This window comes from Chitinophaga sp. OAE865 (assembly GCF_040546735.1).
GTDB lineage: Bacteria > Bacteroidota > Bacteroidia > Chitinophagales > Chitinophagaceae > Chitinophaga > Chitinophaga polysaccharea_A.
Genome location: NZ_JBEPOF010000001.1, coordinates 3,072,464 through 3,098,484 on the forward strand (window position 1 = coordinate 3,072,464; position 26,021 = coordinate 3,098,484).

The 26,021-nt window shown below is 47.5% G+C and carries 27 protein-coding genes; 20 read left to right on the top strand and 7 right to left on the bottom strand.

The window, feature by feature from the left end; all coding sequences use genetic code 11:
• Nucleotides 1–42 precede the first annotated feature (42 nt).
• The 4 genes from ABIE50_RS12500 (at nucleotide 43) to ABIE50_RS12515 (ending at nucleotide 5,001) form a co-directional block, all read left to right on the top strand.
• Nucleotides 43–1,158, top strand: a complete 1,116-nt coding sequence (locus tag ABIE50_RS12500) for a glycoside hydrolase family 76 protein (protein ID WP_209861125.1) — start codon at nucleotides 43–45, stop codon at nucleotides 1,156–1,158.
• Between the two features lie 60 nt (nucleotides 1,159–1,218).
• Nucleotides 1,219–2,103, top strand: coding sequence for a hypothetical protein (locus ABIE50_RS12505; protein WP_209861123.1), 885 nt, complete (start codon nucleotides 1,219–1,221; stop codon nucleotides 2,101–2,103).
• A gap of 107 nt (nucleotides 2,104–2,210) precedes the next feature.
• Entirely contained in the window at nucleotides 2,211–4,163 is a 1,953-nt protein-coding gene (gene mrdA / locus ABIE50_RS12510; protein ID WP_209861121.1) for a penicillin-binding protein 2, read from the top strand.
• A gap of 28 nt (nucleotides 4,164–4,191) precedes the next feature.
• Nucleotides 4,192–5,001: an alpha/beta hydrolase gene (locus ABIE50_RS12515; RefSeq protein ID WP_354027990.1), complete on the top strand. Its 810-nt coding sequence runs from the start codon at nucleotides 4,192–4,194 to the stop codon at nucleotides 4,999–5,001.
• Here ABIE50_RS12515 and ABIE50_RS12520 read toward each other — a convergent pair whose 3' ends face one another.
• The gene (locus tag ABIE50_RS12520; RefSeq protein WP_209861119.1) at nucleotides 5,002–5,748 is read right to left on the bottom strand and encodes a DeoR/GlpR family DNA-binding transcription regulator; all 747 of its coding nucleotides are present in this window, start codon (nucleotides 5,746–5,748) and stop codon (nucleotides 5,002–5,004) included. It abuts the gene before it with no gap.
• A 57-nt stretch (nucleotides 5,749–5,805) separates the two neighbouring features.
• Here ABIE50_RS12520 and nudK point away from each other — a divergent pair, with 57 nt between their 5' ends.
• A complete protein-coding gene (nudK, locus tag ABIE50_RS12525) occupies nucleotides 5,806–6,384 on the top strand; it encodes a GDP-mannose pyrophosphatase NudK (protein ID WP_209861117.1) in 579 nt (192 codons plus the stop codon).
• Nucleotides 6,385–6,396: 12 nt separating this feature from the next.
• Here the strand turns inward: nudK and ABIE50_RS12530 are convergent, their stop codons facing one another.
• Complete coding sequence (locus ABIE50_RS12530; RefSeq protein WP_209861115.1) at nucleotides 6,397–6,765, bottom strand: winged helix-turn-helix transcriptional regulator; 369 nt, start codon at nucleotides 6,763–6,765, stop codon at nucleotides 6,397–6,399.
• Between the two features lie 178 nt (nucleotides 6,766–6,943).
• On the opposite strand from ABIE50_RS12530, the gene ABIE50_RS12535 reads away from it, so the two are divergent.
• The 6 genes from ABIE50_RS12535 (at nucleotide 6,944) to ABIE50_RS12560 (ending at nucleotide 12,025) form a co-directional block, all read left to right on the top strand.
• Nucleotides 6,944–7,816 carry an NAD(P)-dependent oxidoreductase gene (locus tag ABIE50_RS12535; protein ID WP_209861113.1) on the top strand — a complete coding sequence of 291 codons (873 nt, stop codon included), beginning with the start codon at nucleotides 6,944–6,946 and terminating at the stop codon, nucleotides 7,814–7,816.
• Nucleotides 7,817–7,895: 79 nt separating this feature from the next.
• On the top strand, nucleotides 7,896–8,669 hold the full coding sequence (locus tag ABIE50_RS12540; RefSeq protein WP_354027991.1) for a helix-turn-helix domain-containing protein: 774 nt from the start codon (nucleotides 7,896–7,898) through the stop codon (nucleotides 8,667–8,669).
• 103 nt (nucleotides 8,670–8,772) lie between these two features.
• A complete protein-coding gene (locus tag ABIE50_RS12545) occupies nucleotides 8,773–9,363 on the top strand; it encodes a TetR/AcrR family transcriptional regulator (protein WP_142682896.1) in 591 nt (196 codons plus the stop codon).
• Nucleotides 9,364–9,415: 52 nt separating this feature from the next.
• On the top strand, nucleotides 9,416–9,634 hold the full coding sequence (locus tag ABIE50_RS12550; RefSeq protein WP_142682895.1) for a hypothetical protein: 219 nt from the start codon (nucleotides 9,416–9,418) through the stop codon (nucleotides 9,632–9,634).
• A gap of 28 nt (nucleotides 9,635–9,662) precedes the next feature.
• Nucleotides 9,663–10,931 (top strand): MFS transporter, encoded by a 1,269-nt coding sequence (locus ABIE50_RS12555; RefSeq protein WP_142682894.1) that lies wholly within the window; start codon nucleotides 9,663–9,665, stop codon nucleotides 10,929–10,931.
• Nucleotides 10,932–11,041: 110 nt separating this feature from the next.
• On the top strand, nucleotides 11,042–12,025 hold the full coding sequence (locus ABIE50_RS12560) for a GlxA family transcriptional regulator (protein ID WP_142682893.1): 984 nt from the start codon (nucleotides 11,042–11,044) through the stop codon (nucleotides 12,023–12,025).
• A 4-nt stretch (nucleotides 12,026–12,029) separates the two neighbouring features.
• Here ABIE50_RS12560 and ABIE50_RS12565 read toward each other — a convergent pair whose 3' ends face one another.
• Nucleotides 12,030–12,461 (bottom strand): response regulator, encoded by a 432-nt coding sequence (locus ABIE50_RS12565; protein WP_209861111.1) that lies wholly within the window; start codon nucleotides 12,459–12,461, stop codon nucleotides 12,030–12,032.
• A gap of 180 nt (nucleotides 12,462–12,641) precedes the next feature.
• On the opposite strand from ABIE50_RS12565, the gene ABIE50_RS12570 reads away from it, so the two are divergent.
• Both ABIE50_RS12570 and ABIE50_RS12575 read left to right on the top strand, forming a co-directional pair.
• Complete coding sequence (locus tag ABIE50_RS12570) at nucleotides 12,642–13,910, top strand: PQQ-dependent sugar dehydrogenase (protein WP_209861109.1); 1,269 nt, start codon at nucleotides 12,642–12,644, stop codon at nucleotides 13,908–13,910.
• 22 nt (nucleotides 13,911–13,932) lie between these two features.
• Complete coding sequence (locus tag ABIE50_RS12575) at nucleotides 13,933–14,355, top strand: secondary thiamine-phosphate synthase enzyme YjbQ (RefSeq protein WP_142682890.1); 423 nt, start codon at nucleotides 13,933–13,935, stop codon at nucleotides 14,353–14,355.
• 3 nt (nucleotides 14,356–14,358) lie between these two features.
• Here ABIE50_RS12575 and ABIE50_RS12580 read toward each other — a convergent pair whose 3' ends face one another.
• The gene (locus tag ABIE50_RS12580; RefSeq protein ID WP_209861107.1) at nucleotides 14,359–15,072 is read right to left on the bottom strand and encodes a 2OG-Fe(II) oxygenase; all 714 of its coding nucleotides are present in this window, start codon (nucleotides 15,070–15,072) and stop codon (nucleotides 14,359–14,361) included.
• 86 nt (nucleotides 15,073–15,158) lie between these two features.
• On the opposite strand from ABIE50_RS12580, the gene ABIE50_RS12585 reads away from it, so the two are divergent.
• The gene (locus tag ABIE50_RS12585; protein WP_209861104.1) at nucleotides 15,159–15,998 is read left to right on the top strand and encodes a metallophosphoesterase family protein; all 840 of its coding nucleotides are present in this window, start codon (nucleotides 15,159–15,161) and stop codon (nucleotides 15,996–15,998) included.
• A 111-nt stretch (nucleotides 15,999–16,109) separates the two neighbouring features.
• Here ABIE50_RS12585 and ABIE50_RS12590 read toward each other — a convergent pair whose 3' ends face one another.
• The gene (locus tag ABIE50_RS12590) at nucleotides 16,110–17,855 is read right to left on the bottom strand and encodes an ATP-binding response regulator (protein WP_209861102.1); all 1,746 of its coding nucleotides are present in this window, start codon (nucleotides 17,853–17,855) and stop codon (nucleotides 16,110–16,112) included.
• 210 nt (nucleotides 17,856–18,065) lie between these two features.
• Here ABIE50_RS12590 and ABIE50_RS12595 point away from each other — a divergent pair, with 210 nt between their 5' ends.
• The 5 genes from ABIE50_RS12595 to ABIE50_RS12615 all read left to right on the top strand — a co-directional run bounded on the left by ABIE50_RS12595 (nucleotide 18,066) and on the right by ABIE50_RS12615 (nucleotide 23,709).
• A complete protein-coding gene (locus ABIE50_RS12595; protein WP_209861100.1) occupies nucleotides 18,066–19,433 on the top strand; it encodes a TlpA family protein disulfide reductase in 1,368 nt (455 codons plus the stop codon).
• A gap of 515 nt (nucleotides 19,434–19,948) precedes the next feature.
• Nucleotides 19,949–20,194 (top strand): DUF4374 domain-containing protein, encoded by a 246-nt coding sequence (locus ABIE50_RS12600; RefSeq protein ID WP_209861098.1) that lies wholly within the window; start codon nucleotides 19,949–19,951, stop codon nucleotides 20,192–20,194.
• Nucleotides 20,195–20,216: 22 nt separating this feature from the next.
• A complete protein-coding gene (locus ABIE50_RS12605; RefSeq protein ID WP_209861097.1) occupies nucleotides 20,217–21,446 on the top strand; it encodes a PepSY-associated TM helix domain-containing protein in 1,230 nt (409 codons plus the stop codon).
• Between the two features lie 131 nt (nucleotides 21,447–21,577).
• Complete coding sequence (locus ABIE50_RS12610) at nucleotides 21,578–22,513, top strand: NADP-dependent oxidoreductase (RefSeq protein ID WP_209861095.1); 936 nt, start codon at nucleotides 21,578–21,580, stop codon at nucleotides 22,511–22,513.
• 323 nt (nucleotides 22,514–22,836) lie between these two features.
• Complete coding sequence (locus ABIE50_RS12615; protein ID WP_209861093.1) at nucleotides 22,837–23,709, top strand: EamA family transporter; 873 nt, start codon at nucleotides 22,837–22,839, stop codon at nucleotides 23,707–23,709.
• A gap of 51 nt (nucleotides 23,710–23,760) precedes the next feature.
• On the opposite strand, the gene ABIE50_RS12620 is transcribed toward ABIE50_RS12615, so the two are convergent.
• Nucleotides 23,761–24,300 (bottom strand): GNAT family N-acetyltransferase, encoded by a 540-nt coding sequence (locus tag ABIE50_RS12620; protein ID WP_209861091.1) that lies wholly within the window; start codon nucleotides 24,298–24,300, stop codon nucleotides 23,761–23,763.
• 87 nt (nucleotides 24,301–24,387) lie between these two features.
• Nucleotides 24,388–25,608: a cytochrome-c peroxidase gene (locus ABIE50_RS12625; protein ID WP_209861088.1), complete on the bottom strand. Its 1,221-nt coding sequence runs from the start codon at nucleotides 25,606–25,608 to the stop codon at nucleotides 24,388–24,390.
• Nucleotides 25,609–25,757: 149 nt separating this feature from the next.
• On the opposite strand from ABIE50_RS12625, the gene ABIE50_RS12630 reads away from it, so the two are divergent.
• Nucleotides 25,758–26,015, top strand: coding sequence for a sigma factor (locus ABIE50_RS12630; RefSeq protein WP_209861086.1), 258 nt, complete (start codon nucleotides 25,758–25,760; stop codon nucleotides 26,013–26,015).
• Nucleotides 26,016–26,021 lie beyond the last annotated feature (6 nt).

Consider the following 26,021-nt stretch of genomic DNA (forward strand, 5'->3'; position numbering starts at 1 on the left):
ACCGGAAGTTGCCATGGCGGCTTCCGGTGTCAACCCGATCATATGAACAAGATAACCTGTTTACTTTTTGTCGCGCTACTGCTGCACAGCAACTGTTCCAAAAGCAGTACAAAGGCAGATCCGCCCGGACCAGTTGCCAAACCCGCCGTATCCTTTACCATGCAGGATGCAGCCACGGCCTACGCCAGCTTCAACCAACATTTCTACAGTACAGCCGACAAGCTTTATTACAGTAATACGGAGAAGAAAGGCATAGGCGCCATATGGACCCAGGCTATTTACTGGGACATGGCCATGAATGTATACAAACGCACAAAAGATCCGGCTGATCTGCAACGTATCAACGATATTTACCAGGGCGCTTATAACCGCTACGATAAATATAACTGGAACAATACAAAGGAATGGTTCATCTACGATGATATCATGTGGTGGGTAATTTCACTTGCACGCGCCCATCAGCTCACCGGCAACAAAACCTGGCTTGATCTTTCTATCTCCGGTTTTAAAAGAGTATGGGATGGCTCCTTCGATCCGGAAAAAGGCGGCATGTTCTGGGACTTTAACCACAGCGGTAAAAATGCATGTATCAATTTCCCCACGGTAATTGCCGCCATGACGCTTTATAAGATCACCGGCGAAGCCGCTTATCTCCAAAAAGCAAAAGATGTATACAACTGGGGCGTAAATAACCTTTATGATCCCAAAACCGGCAGGGTGGCCGATAATAATGTGAACGGCCACAAAGGCTGGTCTGATTACACTTATAACCAGGGCACGTTTATCGGTGCTGCTGTGATGTTGTACAGGGAAACAGGTACCGCTGCTTATCTTGATCAGGCAAATCTTGCGGCTGTTTATACACAGAAAACCATGAGCGATGTAAATGGTATCCTGCCTGCGGAGGGCGACTGGAATGAGCAGGGCGTACTGAAAGCGATTTTTGGTCAGTATATAATGACGCTTATTAACGATGCCGGGCAAACACAGTTCCTGCCCTGGATCCAGAAAAATATCAATGCCGCCTGGGGCAACCGCGATGTTACCCGCGGGTTAACCTACCGTAATTATAAAGTGCCTTGTGTAACCGGCACGCTGCAATCCTATGAGGCCAGCAGCGCGGTATACATGATGCAGATCTGCCCGCCGGCAAATTAGTTACACCACATCGTTTTCATGAGGTAAAACGCTATTTTTGCGGTTTAATCAATATACCTCATGAGAACGATGTTGTTTTTCACGCTCACCTGTTTGTTAACTTGTTTTGCAGCCCCTCTTCCTGCACAGGACCAGGACCAGGAATTTATCTTTAATACCTGGTCGCTGGCAAAAGATGATAGCCGTTATATTTTTGCAGATACCGCCCTGGTGCGCGTTAGCCCGGATACCAAACAAGCGCCCGCTGATACCCTGCTGGCAGGGGATGATATTACCGCGTTAAATATCCTGCCTGGTAAAATGCTTACCCTTAAAGGTCTTACCCTTCCCTGGGTACAGATAAAGTATAATAAAAACGGGGTGGAAAAAGAAGGATACGTATGGGAAGGACTGATCTCTTTTACACCTATGCGCCGGGGCGATATGAAGTTTATATTCGCCTATGATCGCCGTATGGATACTTTGATCGATCAGCAGAAACAATCGCAGTATATCGTGAAACTGAAAGCTGTTCAGGCAGGTAAGATACTTGCTGTTACCTCATTCCGCATTTTCGACGATGAATCTGCCGGTTTTGCCTATGCCAAGGTAATGGGTGGTATTGGCTTGTCGAATGTGCAGCATATCGTATCTCTTGGCTTTGGCGGGGCCGCCTGCGGTGTTCCTACCAACTATTATTATTTCGCCTGGATGAAAGACGGGCGTCTTGCAGCATTGCCTGGCAGAATGGACGTAGGCGACGCAGGGGTATATTACCATGAAGAGTCTTTTATTTTCCCCGGTGAGAAAGATGGACAGCCGGATATCATTGTGCTGAAAATACATGAGGAAGAAGAAACAGATAAGGTAGATAAGAATGGCGAACCGGTGATGGCGGTAAAAGAAACATCTGCAAAATACAGCTGGGATGGGGTGAATGCAACCTTCAGAAAAATAGGAAAATAAGACGTGCGGATCTATCCTTTCTAATGGCCGTTCATCTATAATTTTTTTACAGCGCTATTTATTTGAAATAGTTTTGCTGTTCTAAAAGATGCCCGTCATTACTTCCCATGTCCGTTTATAATCAACCCAGGAAACGCGTAATAGTACTCATTATTACAGGGTTCGCCCTCCTTTTTGTTGCCAGGTTAATGTACCTGCAGTTAATAGAAACAAAGTATGTGCGGCTGGCAGATGCCAATGCTGTTACAAGAAAAACGGTATACCCTGGCCGGGGTATTGTCTTCGACCGTAAAAACCGCAGTATACTGGGCAATGAGGTGTTGTATGACCTGGTAGTAATCCCTGCCGCTGTTAAAAAAATTGATACTGCGTATCTGTGTAATATCCTGCAGATAGACACTGCGGAATTTAAGCTGCGTATAGCCGATGCCGTTAAGAAGAACGGCCGGATGCGTTCCTCGGTATTTGCCGGTATGCTATCGCCCGATACCTACAGCCGCCTCCAGGAAAGTATGTACCTGTTCCAGTCGGGGTTTGAACTGGTGCCCCGCCAGGTAAGATCTTATCCTTATAAAGCCGCCGCCAATATCCTGGGATACATTGGTGAAGTATCGCCTGATATGTTGAAGATGAAAGCTTATGGCGATTATGAATCCGGTGATTATATCGGCTTAACGGGGTTGGAGAAGCAGTATGAGAAAATACTCATGGGGCAGCGCGGCACGCAATACATCATCAAGGATAATCTCAACCGTCCGCAAGGAGCGCTGGCCAACGGTGAGTTTGACACGGCGGCCATTGCCGGGAAAAATCTGCGTCTTTCCCTGGATATAGAACTGCAGTTGCTGGGAGAGCGGCTGATGCGTAACAAGATAGGAAGTATTGTAGCTATAGATCCGCAAAGCGGCGGTATCCTTGCCATGGTAAGCGGTCCTGTTTTTGATCCCAATCTTTTAACAGGAAGCCGCCGCACAAAGAATGCAGGCCGGTTGTTTACTGATCCCACAGAACCTTTTCTCAACCGCGGTATCCAGGCAACCTATCAGCCCGGATCTTCCATGAAGCCGCTTACTGCGCTGGTGGCGCTCGACGAAGGACTGATCACACCTGATTTCGGGTATCCCTGCCATGGTGCATACAATGCCTGCGGCCACATTGTAAAATGCCTGCACAGCGATGCGGGGCATGCCTCCAATCTGCGCGTGGCAATGGCGCATTCCTGCAACTCTTATTTTATTCACCTTTACCGCCTGGAAGTAGACAGCTATAAATGGGGCGGCGTAAAAAAAGGACATGCCAAATGGAAGGAGTACATGACGCAGTTTGGATTGGGCCATAAACTGGGCATCGATATTCCCGGCGAAAGCGCCGGTGTGGTGGCAGATACCGCTGTACTGAACCGCATGTACCGCGGCGCCTGGAATTCCTGCTCCGAGCTGTATGTAGGCATGGGACAGGGCCAGGTAGCTACCACGCCGCTGCAGATGGCCAATGCTATGTGCCTCATCGCCAACCGGGGTTATTACTATCTGCCGCACCTGGTAGAATCGATAGATAACGACAGCTCAGGCATCTTACAAAAGTTTAAAGAAAAACATGCAGTGGGTCATGTATCTGATACCGCTTACCGCTCTGTTATTTATGGAATGGAAGATGTAGTGGAGCATGGAACCGGCAGGGGCGCCCGGATAGAAGGGATCGCCGTTTGCGGGAAAACCGGTACCGCCGAGAACAGGGGAAGGGTGAATGGGAAGGTGGTGGACTTACCCGATCATTCTGTATTTGTGGCCTTTGCCCCGCGCGATAATCCGCGTATAGCCGTGGCCGTGATCGTGGAAAATGCAGGTATGGGCTCTACATTCGCCGTACCTATCGCTAATCTTATCATGGAAAAATATCTTCACGATACCCTGCCGGTATCAAAATTACCGGTAATGAAACGGATGCTGGAAACAACCACCATCCCACTGGCCAAACTGGAAGTGTCAAAAATAGACTCACTGAATAATACCACCGGTGCGCTCACCACCGGCCAGATACTGAAGCAGTATTTTCATTAAACAGCTATCTTCTTTGTATCTTACACAGATGTTAGCTGTTATCTTAAAATGGGTGTTGAAAACAATGGGGGCGCTGCTGCTGCTTTATGCAGCTGTTTGTATCCTTGTTTATTTTATCCAGGAGCGTTTACTTTTTTTTCCTGAAAGATTACCGGCAGATTATGTGTTTCATTTCCCGGAGCCCTTTGAAGAACGTACTATCCCCGTGGGAGATGGCGAGGAGTTGAATGCATTGCTGTTTAAATCCGGCGGCAACAAGGGCCTTATCTTTTACCTGCATGGCAATGCGGGATCCCTCCGGTCCTGGGGAGAAGTAGCCGGCGCGTATACGCAGCTGGGCTACGATGTGTTGATTTTTGATTATCGCGGATATGGAAAAAGTACCGGGAAGATCTATAGCGAGCAACAGTTTTATGCCGATGCGCAAGCTGTTTATGACAGCGCCAGAACATCTTACCCTGAAAATAAAATTATTATCCTGGGATATTCTGTTGGTACAGGTACGGCAGCAAGGCTTGCCGCCGACAACCATCCCCGGCAGCTTATCCTGCAGGCGCCCTATTTCAGCATGAAGGATATGGCCAGGTATTATTACCCCGTATTGCCTTCTTTCCTGCTGAAATATACTTTTCCTACCTACCGGAACATACAGCGTACTACCGTACCAGTTACTATATTTCATGGTAACACTGACGAGGTGATTTACTACGGCTCTTCCGAAAAGCTGAAAGCGTATTTTAAGCCGGAGGATACGTTAATTACACTGAAAGGGCAGGGCCACAATGGTATGACGGATAACCCGGAATACCGGGAGCAGCTGAAACGGATGCTGGAATAATTATGCCCCGATCACCTTCACCCCCTTCTTCCTGCAAAACTTCAGCTCCGCCGGGTCTGCATCTGTAATAATCGCATTCACCAGGTCCAGGCCCGCAAAATTAAAGTAAGAAGTTCTTCCTATTTTTCCCGCATCACACAAGAGATAGGTATAACCGCTTTGCGCAGCCAGGGCGGTGGCAATAGCCGCTTCTTTTTCACTGTGCGCAAACAGGCCCTGTGCTGAAATACCATCTACGCCGATAAACGCCTTGCCTGCCTTGTATCGCCGGATATGTTCCATGGCCATGGTACCGTGTATTGCCTGCCTCGCTTCATCGTATTCACCGCCAATAATGTTGAGGGATACCGCGGAATGCTGTAACTCAAATATCACCGGCAGGGAATTGGTGATCACTTTGATTTTTTTGTTCCTGATAAACTGGCACAAACGGAAAACAGTGCTGCCACAATCCATAAAAATGATATCGCCGTCGTTGATCTGTGCCGCCGCTTTCCGGCAGATCTTATCTTTTGCTGCCTGGTTGGCCGCCGCCTTGTTCACAAATTCGTAGGGCTGTTCGGGACTGCTGGCGGGGATAGCACCGCCGTGGGTGCGGTACAACAGCCCGTCGTCCGACAACTGGTTCAGGTCCCGCCGGATAGTGATTTCCGAAATGCCTAATACCTGGGCCAGTTCGCCGGTAGCTACTTCACCTTTTGACGCCAGCAGGGCCAGTATTTTTTGCTTCCTGAGTTGGAAATTCATTTTAAATAATTAACTTGATCAAAAATAATCAAAAACGATCAAAAACGATCATTTAATATGAAGACGATAAATATTCTTGAAACAGCCATCCTGTCGGATAACTGGTACACGCTGAAGAAGATCACCTATGAAATGGCAGGCAGCAACGGCATCGCGGTGAGGCAGGTGCGTGAGGCATACGACCGTGGCAACGGGGCCACTATCCTGCTGTATAATAAGGAACAGGGCACCGTGGTGCTAACGCGGCAGTTCCGCCTGCCTACTTATATTAATGGTAACGAAACGGGTATGCTGATAGAATGTTGTGCAGGTTTGCTGGATGAAGATAATGCAGAAGAATGTATCAGGCGGGAAACTATGGAGGAAACCGGTTACCAGGTAACTGCTGTGGAAAAAGTGTTTGAAGCGTATATGTCGCCCGGCTCTGTTACAGAGATCCTGTATTTCTTTGTGGCGGCATATTCCAGGGAGCAGAAAATACATGATGGCGGCGGACTGGAAGCCGAACAGGAAAATATCGAAGTGCTGGAACTGCCATTCACACGGGCATTGGAAATGATCCGTACCGGGGAGATAAAAGACGGGAAAACAATTATGTTACTCCAGTATGCGGCGCTTCATCACTTGTGCGGTTAAACCAAATTTATTTCAATTATCCGCCAGTGCTGTTTTGTGCATGCTTTTTCCAATCAGGGCCTGTTTCTCTTTACCCCATTGATCCATTGCTTTGATCAGCGGAAGGGTGCTGAGGCCCACTTCTGTCAGGTAGTATTCTACTTTTAAGGGAATACCGGGGTATACTTTTTTGTACAGCAATCCAAGATCTTCCAGCTCCTTCAGGTGCATGGTAACCACCCGCATGCTGGCGCCATCCACTTCCATCTGCCGGTGTATTTCGCTGGGCCGCCTGATATCGTCATGGATACACTCAATGATCCAGGCTTTCCATTTGCCCCCCAGTACTTTCATGAAAATGCTGATACCACAATGCAGCTCAGGGATCTTTTTTTCGTACATGTCATTTCCTTTGCGGGAAAGATAAACTTTTTACGCTGTTTCGTAAAAGCATTAAGCTGGCCTTCCGTTGTAATGCAGGAGGGACGTATACAGAAAAAATTTTCCATGGGTGAAAAATTTTTCGGCTATTGGCAGTCACTATGATACTAAAGACATTTGGCCCATAAAAAATGAAACGATGAGCATAAAGAAAGATGTTACAGTAATCGGATTGGGCCCTATGGGATTTGTATTGGCGCGTACTTTACTGGATAACGGCTACCGCGTAACGGTATGGAACCGGAGTGCGGAAAAAGCAACGGCACTGGTGGCAGATGGGGCCATACTGGCGGCAGATCCCGTTGCTGCTGTATTGGCCAGCCCGGTGATCATTACCTGCCTGAATAATTATGAAACTACCCGTAGTATCCTGGCTGCCGCGGCATCCGCCTCCTCCTTAAAGGGGCGCCTGCTGCTGGAATTAACCACCGGTACGCCGCAGGATGCAAGAACTGCGGAAGCCTGGGTACAGGCACTGGGTGCGCTTTACCTGGATGGTGCGCTGCTGGCCACACCACGGCAGATAGGAAAACCGGATACCCCTATCTTTTTATCCGGCGATATAGCTGCTTATGAAAAGGGAGAAGCTATACTGAAAGTATTGGGTGGCCATCTTATGTATGTGGGTGCTGCTGCTGGCGCCGCTGCAGCATGGGACCTCGCCATTCTTTCCAGCCTGTTTGGCCTGATCACCGGTTTCCTGCAGGGAGCAAGGATCTTCGAATCCGAAAAGCTGGATGTAAATGCGCTCGGTGATATGATCAATAACATTGCACCGGTGCTCGGGGAAATGGTGCGGCATGAGGGCGCGGTGATCAGCACCGGTAATTTCGGGCTTCCTGAAAGCAGCCTGAAAACCTGCGCGGTATCTCTTGCCTTAATGGTGAAACAGGCTGCCGAGTCGGGTATCCCGGGAGAGGTACCGGGCTTTATCCTTCAGCTGATGAACAGGGGCATTAAAGCCGGCTACGGGGAAGAGCAGCTGGGTGCATTGATAAAAGTAATGCGCTGAGTGAAAAGGTTAGTGTTTAGTCCGCCGGGGGCTAAACACTAATTATCCGTATCTTTATAAACATATAATCTGTTACTGCATGAATATGGAAAGCTATCTTCCCCCGGTAATTCTTTCTCCTTATATCAGTGCTTTCCTGGTCATTGAAAGCAAAGATGGTATGGAGAACCGCGTAATGCCGGATACCGCTGTGATGATGTCTTTCAGGTTTGGTGGTAAAGTAGCGGCAGGGGAGCCCGGTGAAGAAACCGGTTTGCCCGCAACCGCGCTCACAGGGTTGAGAAGAACTTCCCGTTTATTGCATTATGCACCCGGCACTGGGAACGTCCTGGTGAAATTCAGGGAAGGAGGCGCCGCCGCTTTTTTTAAAACACCCCTCCACGAATTCTTTGGTACCTATGAATCACTGGATCTGCTGGTGCAACGCCATAAAATTGCAGAAGTGGAGGAAAAGCTGCATGAAGCAAAAAGCAACCTGCAACGTGTCGCCATCGTGGAGCAATTTCTTATTGCAGCAATTAGCAGCCGGCAACCGGATCTGCTGATCAGCAACGCTGTACAGCAGATTAAAACTGCCGCGGGCAGTGTAAAGATCAAATCGCTGGCTGCCAGCCTGTATATCAGCCAGGATGCCTTTGAAAAACGTTTCAGGCGCAGTGTTGGCGCTACCCCCAAACAGTTCTCCGCTATTGTAAGACTACGCCACCTGCTCGATCATTTCCCGGAAACGGAAAGTCTTACAGAGGCGGCCTATGAGGCTGGCTATTACGACCAGGCCCATTTTATAAAAGACTTCCGCGCTTTCACTGGTCAAACGCCACAGGCCTTTTTCCGGCAGGCTGCATGGTGGTGATGACTCCCCCAGGTATTTATCTCTGTTATTCATCTCCCCAAAAAATCTCCCTGTCTCAAAAAATATTTTAAAATAAGCAATTGCTCACTTATCTTTGTGCCGCATGAGGTACAGAGACGAAAATAAAATACAGGCCATCCGCGAATCGGCTATCGAAATGGTGGCTAACGATGGACTGGAGAATTTTGGAATCAACCGGCTGGCAAAAGCAGCAGGGGTGTCTCCGGCAACTATTTATATTTATTATAAGGATAAGGAAGATCTGCTCACCAGTATCAGCATAGAAGAAGCTTTGAAGATGACTAGGGCCACCCTCAAAGGTTTTGACCCTGAAATGGGTTTTAAGGAAGGGTTGTGGGTACAATGGAAGAACAGGGCGGCATTTGCACTGGATAACCACCAATCGGCCAATTTCTTTGAACAGTTGCGCAATTCTGCCTATAAAGATAAAATGCTGGAAACGATCACCCTGGAGTTTCGTCAGGCTATGGGCAGCTACGTGCATAATGCAGTGAAACGCGGGGAGATCAACGAAATGCCGCTGGAAGTATACTGGTCCGTTGCTTTTGCACCTTTGTATTCACTGATCAAATTTCATAACGAAGGACAAAGCCTTGACGGCCGCAAATTTAAATTCTCGGAGAAAGTCATGAAACAAACATTCGACTGTGTAATAAAAGGATTAATGAAATAATTTTTTTTTGATTCATTTAGTAAATGAACGCTCGCTCATAAAATATCTGGTTATGCAACACGTTCTTATTTTCAAAACAAATATTGCCACCCCGGAAGCCCGTTCCAAAATAGCGCCGGTACTGGACCAGCAACCCTTTATTGACCAATGGACGGTAGACATGGAAGATGTGGACTGCGTGCTCAGGGTAGTAGCCGCTGAGCCGGTGCCGGACCGCATCATCGCATTAATCAACGCCAGCGCGTACGAATGTGCAGAGCTGGAAGACTAACAAACACATAAGCTCAAATCTCCCTGAAATGAAACAAACATCACCCGCATTTTCCGGTCACCAGAAAATGATAGTTGCCCTCTTGGCGCTCACACAATTTACCGTGATCCTCGATTTCATGGTGATGTCGCCGCTTGGCGATATGCTAATGAAATCAATGAGCATAAAGCCCAACCAGTTTGGACTGATCGTATCCGCATATGCCTTCAGCGCCGGTATTTCCGGGCTGCTTACCGCCGGCTTCGCGGACCGGTTCGATCGGAAGAAATTACTGGTGTTTTTTTACACCGGTTTTATTGCTGGCACGCTTTGCTGCGGATTTGCCAACACTTATTACACCATGATTGCGGCCCGTATCATTACCGGTTTGTTCGGCGGTGTAATGGGATCTATTTCACTTGCCATCATCACCGATCTTTTTGATATCTCGCAACGCGGGCGCGTAATGGGTTTTGTGCAGATGGCATTCGGCGCCAGCCAGGTGCTGGGTATCCCTATCGGCTTATACCTCGCCAACGCCTGGGGATGGGAAGCTCCCTTTTTCCTGGTAGCAGGTATTGCCGGAGTGGTGATGCTGCTGATCATTCTGCGGATGCAACCGGTTATTGCGCACCTGGCGGTGCAGCACGACAGGAGCGCTTTCACCCACCTGTGGCATACCGTAAAGAACGGCGATTACCGGGTAGGTTTTACTACCACCGCGCTGATGTCGATAGGCGGATTTATGATGATGCCCTTTGGCAGCGCATTTGCGGTGAACAACCTGCACGTTACGCAGGAGCAACTGCCTTTGCTGTTTATGGTTACCGGTGTGGGCTCCCTGTTCATTATGCCGGTACTCGGAAAATTAAGTGATAAGAAAGACAGGTTCACCCTCTTCACCATTGCCTCTATATATGCCCTGGTGATCATTATTATTTATACCCATTTATCGCCTCATCCACTCTGGGTTATCATGTGCCTGAACGTGCTGATGATGGCCGGGATCATGGGTCGTATGATCCCGTTCACCGCGTTAACCACCGGTATCCCTGATCTGGCAGACCGTGGCGCCTTTATGAGCGTGAACTCTTCCCTGCAGCAGATCGCCGGTGGAATAGCCGCTGTTATCGGTGGCATGATCGTAACACAGAAGGATAAATTCAGCCCGCTGGAGCACTACGATACACTTGGATGGGTGATTGTGGGGTTAACGCTGCCCTGTATTTACCTGGTATACCGTGTAAGTATGATTGTAAAAAGAAAACTGGCCAAAGGCGCTGTAACAAATACTACGGGGATGATGGCAGAAGCATAATAATAAAAAAGAAGCCGGTGCTGCCGGCTTCTTTTTTTATCCGGAAAAAAGTGTCCTTCATCACCACTACAGGGGTTGATTCCGACAAACTTTTATCTTAGATTTGAACTATGAAGCAAATATCCATTCTCGTTCCCAAAGGCGCTGTAGCGCTCAGCAGTATTGAAGGACCTTTTGTATGTTTCACCAAGGCCAACGACTTCCTGGAAAGCGTTGGAAAAGATCCGTTGTTTAATGTACAACTGGTGGGGCTTTCCAAAGAAGCGCAGGAATACGACCGCTTTTTTAAAGTAACGCCGGATGTGCTGATCTCGGAAAAACATAAAGCCGACCTGATCATCATTCCTGCCGTGAACGGGGAAAGGGAAACAGTAATTGAACAGAATAAAGATTTCTTCCCCTGGATTGTAAAGCAGCACCGGGAGGGATCGGAAGTGGCAAGTCTTTGCGTAGGCGCCTTTTTACTGGCGTCCACAGGTTTGCTCAAAGGAAAGCGTTGTTCCACCCACTGGCTGGCCGCCAATGAGTTCAGGAATATGTTTCCCGATATAGAACTGGTATCTGAAAAGATCATTACAGATGAAAATGGTATTTATTCCAGCGGTGGCGCTAATTCCTTCTGGAACCTGCTTATCTACCTGATAGAAAAATATACCGACCGCGATATGGCGATCCTGGCGTCCAAATATTTTGAAATTGAGATAGATCGTACCAACCAGGCCACCTTTACCATCTTTAAAGGTCAGCGTGAGCACCAGGACGAATCGGTAAAACAGGCGCAGGAATTTATTGAACAGAACTGGCAGGAAAAGATCACAGTGGAACAGCTGTCATCAATGTTTGCGGTAGGCCGCAGAAGCCTGGAAAGAAGATTTAAAAAAGCAACCAGCAACACGGTATCGGAATATATTCAAAGAGTAAAAGTAGAAGTGGCAAAGAAAAGCTTTGAAAGCAGCCGTAAAAACATCAATGAAATTATGTGGGAAGTAGGATATTCGGATACAAAAGCATTTAGAACAATCTTCAAGAAAACTACCGGGTTATCGCCGCTCGAATACAGGAACAAATACAATAAAGGAGCAGTCGCTAAATAGTTCCTTATTTTTCTGTGCCTGTGGAGTTGGAAAACAGCTTATGCCATCGCCCCTCCAGCACCCCTTTCAACATTGTGCACAGTTCCTGGAAAGTACTGGGCTTTGTCAGGAATAATTTGGCGCCAAGTCGCATAGCATCTTCCATATCCTCCTTCATATCAGAAGTGCTCAGTATTATAATATTGGTAAGCTGATGCTGCAGAATCTTTTTCAATTCTATCAGGCATTCCCTTCCATTCATTAATGGCATATTGAAATCGAGGAAGATGTAATCAGGTGCTGTGATCTTTTTTTCCTGGAACATAGCTAACGCCTGTATTCCACTATCACATACATGAGTTTCAATGACCGGGGAAATATTATTGATGGCTTCCTGGAAAAAACTTCGGTCATCCGCATCGTCATCAATAATCATTACTTGTTGTGGTCTTGTCATGGCTAAAATTTTAAGCATTTAGGTCTTCACACTCGTTTGATTCTTTGGCGGGAAGTATGAAGGTAAAGAAAAATGTGGCGGTATTCAAATTAAAAATTTCATAATACATATTCCTGTGCCCGCTATCCCATGGCGCAAATATTGATAACAGTAGAGGTATTACCCTGAAAACATCACCTCATGAAAAAGTACTTGTTGTCACTTGCATTATTGTCTTACGCTTATTGGCTGCCTGCGCAGGACAGTAGCCATTTGCCACCGCCGCATGCCACGAAATCATATGCAAACTACAGCCAGGTGCGCGGATGGCAACCGGGCGAAACTCCTGTCGCACCTGCAGGCTTTCATGTTTCACTGTATGCAGACGGTTTTCAGAACCCCCGGTGGATGTATGCCCTTCCAAACGGTGATGTGTTGGTAGCGGAGTCTAACAGCAACTATCCGTTTTTTATAAAGATAGGCGCTGCCATTATTGGCGCCAGCAAATCCAAAAGCATGAAAAACAGTGCAGACCGTATTACCCTCCTCCGCGATGCCGATCATGATGGTATACCAGAGCTGCGTACTGTTTTTCTTAGTGGCCTTGACCAGCCTTTCGGGATGCTGCTGACAGGCAACTATTTTTATGTGGCCAATACCAAAGCACTACTCCGTTATCCCTACAAAACAGGCGATACTGTTATTACAGCATCGCCGGAGAAAATTACGGACCTGCCTGCCGGTAAAATAAACCAGCACTGGACCCGCAACATCATTGCCAATAAAGACCAGTCTAAAATTTACATCGCTATAGGTTCAGGCACCGATCATGCGGAAAAAGGCATCGGGAATGAGCAATCAAGGGCCGCCATCGTGGAAATAAATCCCGATGGCTCAGGCCGCCGCATTTATGCTTCCGGGCTGAGAAACCCCGTGGGCATGGATTGGGCGCCCGGTACTTCCACATTGTGGGTAGCAGTGAACGAAAGGGATAAGCTGGGCAATGACCTGGTGCCCGATTATCTTACCCATGTAAAAGAAGGCGGCTTTTACGGTTGGCCCTGGACTTACTACGGCCAGCATAAAGATACACGGGTGGAAGATCCCGCCCCGCCGGAAGTAAACAATACCATTGTGCCTGATGTACAGCTGGGCGCTCATACGGCTTCCCTGGGCCTGGCATTTTATACGGGAGATAAATTCCCGGAAAAATACCGCAATGGCGCATTCATCGCCCAACATGGTTCCTGGAACCGCAAGCCGATATCAGGTTACAAAGTATTGTTTGTACCCTTTACCAATGGAAAGCCCTCCGGTAAACCGGAAGATTTTCTCACCGGCTTTATAAAAGATTCCACCACTGCAGATGTAAAGGGCCGCCCGGTGGGATTACTGGTACTGAAGAACGGTGCCTTGCTGGTAACCGACGATAAAACCAACCGCATCTGGAAAGTGGTATATGGTCAATAATGAAATGTTTAACTTGCATGGCATGAAAATATTCCAGCAGGCATTACAACTGCAACAAAGAAGAAGAGGATTTCATATAATCACCACAGAGATCATCCAGGCTTTTCCGCAACTCTCGGAAATAAAGACCGGTATGCTGCAGGTATTTATCCAGCATACCTCTGCATCGCTTGCACTGAATGAAAATGCAGATCCCACTGTGCGGAAGGATTTTGAAATGTATTTCAATAAAACGGTCCCGGAAAATGACCCGGAATACCTCCATGATGACGAAGGCCCCGATGATATGCCGGCGCACCTGAAAGCCGCCCTGCTGGGAAGCTCCGTGATGATCCCCATCCGCAACGGCAGGCTTGCAGTGGGCACCTGGCAGGGAGTTTACCTTTGTGAGCACCGCAACCACGGCGGCCCGCGGAACCTGTTGCTTACCGCCTGGGGAGAGTAATACTCAACTCAGGGCATCATGGAAAATAATACCCAGCGTATGCCGGTTCCCGTTGTGCACCGGGCTTACGCCATGCTTCATGTTTACCCGGTAATATCCCCTGCTGCCTTTTACCGGCCGGAAGTTGGTAGTGAATATCAGCATATCGCCCCGTTGGGGTTGCAGCACATTGGCCTTTGACTGCGCTCGCGGAATTTGTTCGGTTAATACAAACTCACCGCCGTTGTAATCTTCACCCGGCTGATTCAGGAATACCACCAGTTGCATGGGGAAATAAATATCGCCGTAAAGATCCTGGTGCAGTGTATTAAAACCGTCTTTCCCGTATTTGAGAATAAGGATAGTAGGTTTCGTTTGCCCGTTGGCGTGGCAATATTCCTTTAACGCGGCATGTGTATCCGGGTACCGCTGTGTTATATTCAATACTTCCATCCATTTGTTGGCTACCGGTGCAATGAAGGGGTATACTGTTTCACGGATAACTGTAATCAGCTCCGGCAGCGGATACCGGAAGTATTTATATTCCCCTTTCCCGAAGCGGTAACGTTCCATTACTATTGTTTTCCGATAGGTATCATCTGCCTGGTAAGCGCTGATCAGCGTATCACATTCCTCTTTAGTGAGCATCCCTTTCAGCAACGTATAGCCATGATCGTTGAGGCTTGCTGCTGCCTGTTGCCAGTTGTGCTGTAGCAGCCGTTTCTTAATATCATTCATCTGGTAATATTTTATGGAGATATAAAAGTAACTGCGGGAGCCGGCACAGAAAACCCGGTTCTTGCGGTGTTTATGGCAGGTAAATAATGGCACTATTCCATAGAATCGTGGTATTTTTAAAGGATAATGGCAATGCCTGTGAAGCAGCGCCTGAATTAAATAGTAACGTTGCAGGTATCAAAATGACTAATGAAATGTTGAAGCTGGCCATCATCAGCGATATCCACGCAAATCTGCCTGCGCTGGTATCGGTATTGGAAGATATAGAACAGTTCGGGGCCCACCAGGTATATTGCCTGGGCGATCTTACAGATGCGGCGCCCTGGCACAATGAAGTAATTGACCTGATCAGGAAAAGGAATATCCCGGTAATTATGGGGAATCATGATGAACGCATTGCCTTTGATCACCCGGTGCATCCGCTCCCTAAGCACAGCAGGGAGGAACGGGAAGCCAGGCTGCTGGCAATTAATCATACAAAGGAAACCATTGCGCCGCAGCATGCGGCTTTCCTGGCTGCGCTGCCGCCTTACCTGCAGCTGGAGGCAGGTGGTGCAAAAATATTGCTGGTACATGGCAGCACCCGCAGTAACGATGAATACGTTTACGAGGATCATGATGAAAATGACCTGCTGGAAATGATGGGCGAACATCATGCAGATATTATGATAACCGGGCATACCCATCTCTCTTATATACGCCCGCTGAAAGCGGCAGGAAAAATGGTGATCAATACCGGGTCTGTGGGCAGGTCGAAAGAGGAAGACCGGCTGGCGGCTTACCTGCAACTTACGGTTACGGGTAATAATATTACACCGGTTATCCGCAAAATAGCTTACCCGGTGGAGGAAACAATTGAAGGCATCCGTAACAGCCCGGTACCGGATTTTTATGCCCGTTTTTTAGCAGGTAACCAAAGCGTTTAATACGTATCCTTATCTGTAAATTAACGGATATGGAAACCGCTCATGGGGATGCCACACCTGGCAGCACAGCAGAGCAGCTGCAAGAAATGCGGCAGGTGGGCCGGATCGGGGCTACCTGGCGGTTGAAACCTGTGGATTAACATCTGACATTATCACCAGCTCTTTTAATATGGTGTACAGTTGTTCAATATTTACCGGCTTGCTTAAAAAACCATCTGCACCCGAAGCGGTCACTTCTTCTTTCACTTCGCAGTAACTGTTACCGGATACCAGGATGAACGGGATATGCCGCAGGTTCCGGTCGGCCCGGAACTGTGACAGCATTTCCACGCCGCTGGTATATGGCATAATCATATCCATCAGTATTGCATCCGGCTGGTGTAGCCGGGCTTTGGTAAGTCCCTGGGGACCGGAGTCGGCCAGTATTGCTTCTATGCCCATGCGTTTGAGCGCCAGTGAAAATGCAAGATGGTTGAGCGGATCATCGTCTACCACCAATACTTTTAGTCCTTTTAATAAAGAGAAGTCCAGGATATGATGGGCAGAAGGTGGGGCCGCGGTAATTTCCACCGGCATCCGGAGAGTGAAGATACTGCCTCCATCCGGGTTATCGGTGGCTGTAAGGTCGCCGCCCATCATACGGGCCATATGCCGGGCAATAGGCAGCCCAAGCCCGCTTGATTCAGTATGTTGCCCCGGTTCTGTAACATAGGGATCAAATATATGTTCCTTCCGGTCCGCAGGAATACCCATACCCTGGTCCATAACGGAAACCACCAGCAGGCCATTTTTCATACCGGCCTTCACTGTAATGATGGAGCGGAAGGCCGTGAACTTAATGGCGTTGCTGAGGAGATTAACGATGATGGTGCGCAGCTTGGATTTGTCTGCCAGGATATACTCAGGCAGGTTATCATGCAAGACGATATTTATATGTACGGATCTTCTTTTGGCGAGATACTCGTAGGTGTCGCATAAATGCAGCACCCAATCGCTGAAATGGAATGGTGATTTTACGATCTCATCTTTGCCGGCTTCAATTTTTGACCAGCCCAGTGCATTGCTTACCACCAGCTGCATATCCTGGCAGGCAAAATGAATTGCTTCCATGTGCGCAATGCCTACCTGGACGGTTTTCTTCCCATGGTCCGCCGTTTCAATATAATTTTGGAGGATACTGTTCACCACATTGAGGGGCGACCTGATCTCATGTGTAGTTTCACGCACATAAATACGCATTGCCTGGTTGGTTTTGTCGAGCTGGTGTACCAGCTTTTTCAACTGCCTGTTCTGATACCTGCTTTCTTTTGCATAATAGTACAGTGCTGCCCCGTTCAGGAAAGTAGCTGATGCGATCACCAGCCAGTGTAAATATAGTTCGGTCTCCTTATTAAGCGAAAGTGATGCCATTACGGGGTAGCGGTAATTGATGACAATAAGTATCATGGCAACCAGGCTGGCGGCAAGTATCAATACCTGCGACCAGGTTTTTTCAAATACCAGGAACACGCAGAAAGCGAGGAATGGCGCAAACAGGTAGACCTGGGAAGCTGGTCCCAGCAGTATCCCAAAGAACCAGATGGATATGCTGTGTAAAAAGAACATGAACCGTTTCCCGTATACCGGCTTGCTATATTTTGTGATCAGCAGGATAGAAAGGAAGAGGGCACTTTCCAGCAGGGCAGGGAATAAAATGATCTTGTGGCCTGTCATATAATATAACAGGCAGCCCAATGCAAATGCCAGCAGGCTGGCACTTTTGGCCATTGAATTGACAATCTTTTTCATCCGTTCCTTTGTATCATCTGCCTCCGCATCACTGCCGTTCATCCTGGTTGGGGTAAAATTGTTTTTCATAAAGTCCAGGTTTTTCGTGTTAAAAGGATTGCAGGTTTTGTTTCCTGACGCATTCAAGGTAGAAGAATGCAGATTATCAAGTGTAAATTCTTTGTAAACAACATACTTATCTCAGGAGAAGTTTAAACTTACCGTGTGAAGATGTGAACAATTAACGCACATTTTTTTACCAGTTATAAACACTACTTTCATATTTAAATTATAGCGTACATGAATTTCCGTTCACTGCGGCTGCTGATCTGGTTGTTTATTATACCCCTGGCGGGGAAAGGCGCTATTGTTATCGATGGTCAGCTGAAGGAAAATCCGCACAGTTTTGTTACCCTGTATGGTTTCGCCGATTATATCAGTAATGCGCCGGTAGAAATTATGCAGGTACATACAAATGGCGCAGGCAGTTTCCGGGCAACAATAACGGATTCCTGTGGCCCCCTGCTGAAGCTCATGGTTGCGAACAGGTCGTTCTCCTTTTTTGTACTGCCCGGCGGAGCCTATACCATTTGTGACAGTGCCGGTATATTTACCATAACTGACAATGCCGGTGCACCTGTTAACCGGCTGCTGCATAATATGGAACAGGACCTCGCACAAAACTGGTATCCGCTGTTTGCCGATACCAGCGGTCTTTTCCGGTTAACGCTGCCGGTGGATACTGTTTTTAGCCGCTTCCGCAATATTGTATCAAAATATACCGCAGATACCTCGGGTGCCGCCTACCTGCTATTGCGCTATGACGCAGCTATATACTATCTCCTGTTCATACATCAACTGCCGGATACTACCGGTTTGATGGATCAATTTGAGAATGTTTATTTCAATTCGCCATCTGTAGCGGTAAAAAATCCATTTTACATGCAGGTGCTTAGCAATTATATGCAGATTAGAATGATCCTGCTTGCACATCGGCGGTATAAAGGAAACGGGGCTGATCTACCGGACAGGGTAACGCACGAAGCAGCTTACTTTACGTCTCCGCAGCTGAAAGAGCTGGCATGGGTAGCCGGTTGTGAACAGGCTTACCGTATAAACCGTGAACCGGAAAAGAGAGATGAGTTATCGCGCCGTATCCGTGCCGCTATGCCAGATCATCTTGCCAGTGGGCCTGCCAGGGATATGTTGTTTCATGTTATTGCGGAAAATACCCGGGCCCGTATTGGAAATAAATTTCCCATGCTGCCATTAAAAAATGAAAAGAATGAAACTATAACACTTGCAGATATAACATCAGAATTGATACTTATTGATTTTTGGGCCACCTGGTGCTGGGGTTGCATAGAAGGGATGAAACAATTTCCTGACTGGATCAGTAAATGTAAAGGACAGCTAACCATTGTAGCTATTTCCGTTGACGATAACCTGGAAAAAATGAAAGCATTCCCCGGTAAACGCGCAGAGGTGCCGGGAGTACTCATGCTATACAACGGCCGTACCGGCGGCTATCTTGATAAATTACAGATCACTGGTTATCCTACCTATATCCTTCTCAATAAAAACCGGGAGATAATCGCCATGCCCGCTTATACCTCTTCTGTTGCAGATCAGCTGCAGACCGCACTGAGCGCATCACCCAACAAATAGCACCTCCCAAATAACATCTCCCAAAAAACAAAAAACAAAGAACAAAAACAATGAACAAATCAAAATCAAAATCAAAAAAACAAAACCAAAATAAAAGTAAATGAAATCAAAAAAATCAAAAGTGATCAAATCAAACAAATCATCATAATCATCATAATCCTGAGTCAGACAAAATCCGCGTCAGACAAAATCCACGCAATGCGGAAAATTTAACCTGCTGAAAAATTCCCGATATCGAAAACCCTTTGAATAATATAGACTTACTTTTGCAACAGATCGGATACCTATAGTACTCTGTATGCTGAATACCCGGTAACCATGCTACGGGATTCGCTTTTTTACGCGCATACAAACGGAAAGAAAATAAGGACACAAAGCCTATTCCGCCGGGATGCCAGTGTAATACGGATGCCTTTGCCTGTACATAGTTTCAATAAAGCTGTTTTAAAAATGTATATCAGAAAACTTTTGCTGACCAGCATCCTATTATCCCTTGCTGTTTTTGCCTTCTGAAAATGGCACTGGCTAATGTAAACACAAAAACCTTTACCTGGATAACAGGCGGTCAGCCGGAGATTACATCCACCTCCGCTGCATATAATAATAACACGCTTTCTGAAGATGGTAAAACAGGTTTTATAGGCCTGAATACCGCTACTGGAAGCTGGATGTATAAAATTGACATAGCAACAGCTAAGGCTTCATTGGGACTTACAGTGGAAGGCGGAAAGATTACTGCTATCACCAAGGTAGAATATTGATATCATTTTTATACAGGGAAATATGAATGTAAATTCAAAGAAAGCGACGGGGAAGAAACCCGGTTCCCGGTCGCTGTTCTATCGCATCTCTGCCTGGCTGCACCTGTGGCTGGGTATTGCCTCCGGTATTGTTGTGGTGATCGTTTGCGTGACGGGGTGCATCTACGTGTTTAACGACGAAATTACCGGCTGGACGGAACCGGAGTCAAATATTGCGGTAAAGGCGCAACCGCTCATCGCTCCCTCAAAGATCATGGAGGTAGCCACCAGGGAATACCCGGGCAAATCCGTGGGATATGTGCTGTACAAAGAAGGAAGGGCGGTGGAAGCCAGTATCGGCGGCAGGAGGGGAGGGTCTACACTGAAGCTGGATCCTTACACCGGTGCGGTGATCAATAAAGTGAACCGTAAAGAAGGAGAAGTTGGTTTTTTCAGATGGATACTCAACGGGCACCGCTTCCTGTGGCTGCCGTTTAAGATTGGCCGGCCTATCGTTAACTACAGCACCCTGATCTTTGTGATTACGCTCATTAGCGGGATGGTATTGTGGTGGCCAAAGAAGTGGACCAAAAGCACCCGTAACCAGAGCTTTAAAATAAAATGGGGGGCCAGCTTCAGGCGTGTTAACTACGACCTGCACAATGTGCTGGGCTTTTATGCATTGCTGGTACTTTTTGCTATAGCCGTTACCGGTATGGTATATGGACTGGAATGGTGGAGTAAAGGTTTGTACTGGGCTACCTCCGGCGGAAAAACACTGCCGGAATTCGCGGAGCTGAAGTCTGATTCCCTGCAGGCGGGTAGAAAACATTACGATAACCTGGGCCAGAAAATGGATATCGCCTGGAAAACAGCCATTGGCAAGCATCCTGAATCGGCAGGCTTTTATATGGCCTTCCCGGATACTGCGAAAGCCACCTCATCTATCCTGGTGATCGTTTATCCTGCAAAAGGACAATATTATAACCTTAGGCGGTATACATTTGATCAGCACACATTGCAGCCGCTCACTGGTAACAAACTGTATGACCAGGACTTTGCGGAAGCTGATTTCGGATCAAAGCTCCGGCGCATGAACTACGATATCCATGTTGGCAGTGTTCTTGGTTTGCCTGGCAAGTTCATGGCATTTTTCGCCAGCCTGATCGGGGCTACATTACCCATTACAGGGTTTATCATCTGGTGGGGCAAAGGCAGGAAAAAGAAGACGGCGCCAACTGCGAAAAGGAAGGTACAAACCGCTGCTGTGTGAAGATCTTAGCGAAGCTTGTCGGAGTCAGACAAACTCCGTGGCGAAATCCGCTAAATGTACAGAATTATAGAAATAATGTACAGGTAAATAAAGATACTACCACATAAATTTGTGTCTATAAATAACGGAACATGAAAGCAGTTGTTTTAAAGGACGCAGGAAGCGTGGATAATCTGGTGTTAACAGAACTGCCGGTGCCGGAACCGGCGGAAGCAGAGGTGCTGGTAAAGATAAAAGCCATCAGCATCAACCCGGTGGATGTTAAAACCCGTGCCGGTAAAGGCAGGTACAATATACTGAAGGAAGAAAACCCGCTGATCCTGGGATGGGATATTTCAGGTGTGGTAGTAGCTTCCAACTCGCCGTTGTTCAAAGAAAACGATGAAGTGTTCGGGATGGTCAATTTTCCTGGTCATGGCCGCGCTTATGCGGAATATGTGGCCGCGCCTGCGGCGCACCTGGCGCTGAAGCCGGCCAACATTTCCCATGAGGAGGCAGCGGCAGCCACCCTGGCGGCCCTTACTGCCTGGCAGGCGCTGGTAGATCATGCCAGCATCAAACCTGGTCACAGGGTGCTGATCCATGCTGCGGCAGGTGGTGTGGGGCACTATGCGGTGCAGCTGGCTAAAAATCTTGGCGCATATGTAATAGGCACTTCTTCTGCTGCCAACCGGGACGTCATTCTTGGCCTTGGCGCCGATGAACATATCGATTATCATACCCAGCCGCTGGTACAGCATGTATCAGATGTGGATTTTGTGCTGGACACTATCGGGGGCGATGTGATTGACCAGTCGCTCGAAGTAATGAAACCCGGAGCTACCATTATCAGTATTCCTTCCGGTTTGCGGGAAGCCGTTACCGCGAAGGCGGAAGCCAAAGGCATCAATGGCTTCTTCATCCTGGTGGCTTCCAATGGCGCGGAAATGGGCAGCATCGCTGCCTTACTGGAACAGGGCCGTCTCAGGTCCATCGTTTCCAAAACTTTTCCCTTAGAGGAAATACAGCAGGCGCATCTACAGATAGAAACCGGCAGAACGGTAGGTAAAGTTATCGTACGGGTGTAACCGTTAGGAAAGATTCTTTATTACAGCAGCGCAGTTGAAACCGGCGGTGGCCCGGCCGCCGGCGCTGCTTATTTTTTTAGGGAGATATAAAAAAAATTTCTACCTTGCCAGCCACAATCAGGTACAAATGCACCATATTTATTTAAGCACACCTCCGCCCGCTGTTGTTGTTTTGCACGCAAAATAACCGGCGTTACTTCGGCTTTTAGCTATTCCTGTTACAGGAATCGGTTTGTTATATACATACACTGAGTCTGTTTTACCGGCCTGGTTATTTTCGTGTACCCCATATTCTCCCTTTATTTTTTACACAAACGAAAATAATGACCAGGTATATATTAATGGTTTTTGCCGGCGCATGCAGCTTCGGTATCCTCTCTACTTTTGTAAAACTGGCCTACCGCGAAGGCTATACTGCCGCGGAAATATCCGTTACGCAAGCTTTTACAGGCATGGTTGTTTTATGGCTGCTGTATATTATCACCAGGCGGCAACGCCATCCTGTGAAGCGCGCAGATTGGGCCTGGCTGCTGATTACGGGCGGGTGTATTGGTCTTACCAGCTTTGTTTATTATGTATCGGTGGCTTATATACCGGCATCGGTGGCTATCGTGATCCTGATGCAGTTCACCTGGATAGGCCTGCTGATGGAAGCTTTATTTTTTAAGAAGATACCATCTTTACTGCAGCTTGTCACCACTGCCATGATCCTGGCAGGTACCTGGATGGGCAGCGGGCTGGCAGGCAATGGCCTCGCAGGGTTATCTGTAAAAGGTTTGCTATATGCAGGCGCCTCCGCCTTCTTATATGCGGTGTATATTATTGCCAACAGCCGTGTGGGTAAATCGCTGGATGCAGGGAAAAAAAGCGCGGTGACCATCATGGGGTCCACGTTATGTATTTTTCTTGTGAATGCGCCGCAACTGGTGACCAGCACTCACTTTAACACGGGCCTGCTGAAATGGGCGCTGTTCCTTTCGCTTTTTGGTACTATAATTCCGCCTTTGCTGTTTGCAAAAGGGATTCCCAGGGTAGGTGCGGGTATCAGTGCGGTGATTATGACTGCTGAGTTACCGGTGGCGGTGGTATGCTCGCATTTTATTTTACAGGAACCGGTGAACGGTTTGCAGTGGGCAGGCGTAGTGCTGATGTTGCTGGCGATGTTGCTGCTGAATGCACATTATTTCCGCAAATAGCGACAGGGCCGGGTATTTGCCCGGCCCTTCCCATTACCACCTGGCTTATTATTATTGCCGGATCAGGCTCCATTTCTCCTTATCAATCGCATACACGAAATTCAGTTTCGGCTTTTCTCCAAAATAAGTCACTTCCTGTTCTCCGGTTTTCTCTGCACCTATACGGCCAATAGCTATCTGAGAACGGATATTGCTGGCGCCTATATGAAAATATACTTTTGAAACAAACTGGAAAAGATAATCGAGCATCATTGTTTTTACTGCTTTGTTGATGCCCTTTCCCCAATATTGTGTGGCATAAAACGTATAGCCGATGAGGATACTGTTTTCCGTTTCGTTGTAGTCATACATACGGGTGCTGCCCACGATTTCCCCCGTTTGTTTATCTACGATCTTAAATGCGCCTTTGCTTTGTATAGCCCCGTCAAAAAAAGTACGGAAAACATCTTTTTTCCAGCGGTCCCGGTTAGGATGCTGCTCCCATATTCTGGGGTCCGATGCTACGGCATACAGTGCCTCAAAATCTTCTTCCTGCAACGGATAAAGAATTACCTGTTCGTTTTCTAGTATAGACTGGATACTGAATTTCATCTGCTGTTTTTTGATGAGAATACAAATTTATCCTTTAATCAGATGCTGCCCGTAGTCCATCTTCAACAAAACCGGTAGTCCAGTTTTTTACTTAAACGGGTCCGCATATTTCGGATCTGTTACCAGCGATTGGTCCGTAAGTGTTTTAAGGAACGCGATGATATCGCTCTTGTCTTTTGCAGAAAACAGTAATCCCTCGTTTTGCATTCCGGAAAATTGTATCCCGATATTGGGATTTTGTTTGATACCGGTGGAGTAATGTTCTATAGCATCCTCGAGGGTGGCAAAGCGGCCGTCATGCATATACGGAGCAGTGAGCGCTACATTCCGCAGGCTGGGGATTTTAAATGTCCCCTGATCGGCAGGTTTATTGGTAATTTCACCAATGCCCTTATCGGTATAATTGCTTTCCAGCCCGTTGTTGGAGCCAATCCCCGTATTCAGCCCGGTGTTGTCCACAATAAGGAAGGAAGAAGTTTGTCCCGGCTGGGAAGTGGACAGGTCGCTGTGGCATTCAGTACAGAAATCCACCTGCAGCAACCGCAGCCCGTTTTTCTCAGCAGGGGTGAAGTTGCTGAACTGGGTGGCTACTCCCTGGTCGTACCTGGAGTTGAAGGAAACAATGCTCCGCAGGAACTGGGATAGTGCCCTGGCTATTTTATCGGAGGTAACTGCCTCGCTGCCAAAAGCGGCTTTAAACAGGGGAGGATAATAACTGATGCCTGCCAGCTTTGTTTCCAGGGCGGCCAGGGAGGGCATTCCCATTTCTATGTGGTCCTGGATGGGCATCAGGGTTTGCGTTTCAAGATCTTTGGCCCGCATATCCCAGAACATGGTAGCCAGCCGGAAGAAGCGGAGATTCACTACCGGCATGCTGTTCCTGCGGGTAACTTTTCCTTCAAACCCTTCGGACCGGGCTACACCATCAGTGAAGGCTTTGTCCTGGTGGTGACAGGAACCGCAGGATTTCGTATTGTTCAGTGATAATGACTTATCGTAGAACAGCACCCTGCCCAGTGTGGCCCCTGCATTGGTAATGGGATTACCTGCGGGGGTATTGTCCAGTGTTGGGTTGGCGTTCATAAATGCCTGCATATAGGGAGGCATGTTATTACGGGTGCCTACGTAGTCGTAGAGCGTTCCGGGGAGGTTAGGAGCAGAGGGGTTATTGGGAACCGGGTGCTCACCCGGACCTGGACCGGGCTCGTTGCGGTTGTTTTCTTTTTTACATGAAATAGTATTAAGAAGAATGATGGCTACACCGGCTACCAGGTATGCAAGATTTCTTTTGCTGATGGTTTTCGTCATGGTACAGATATTTGGATTAATACACATCAATGTCTTTTTACCCTTATGGAGAATCATTAAAAAATTATTTTTGGAAGAAGTAAGGGTATTTGAATGATGAAGTGTATTATTCCTGAACTATCACTACAATCACGGTAACCGGTTTGGTATTGGACGAAAATATCGGTAAGGAAAATGACCTGTACGGGCAGATAGCAGCTTACTTTCATACGTATTTTGAAGGTTTGCACCGCTATGCCTTCACCATACTGAAAGATAATGATGATGCGAAGGATGCTGTGCAGGCGGTTTTCCTGAAGCTCTGGGAGAAAAGGACTGCCATAGATGAGCAGCAGTCGGTGAAATCCTATTTATATACCGCTATCTACCGCTATCTACCACTATTGCCTGAATGTAAAGAGACATGAGAAAAT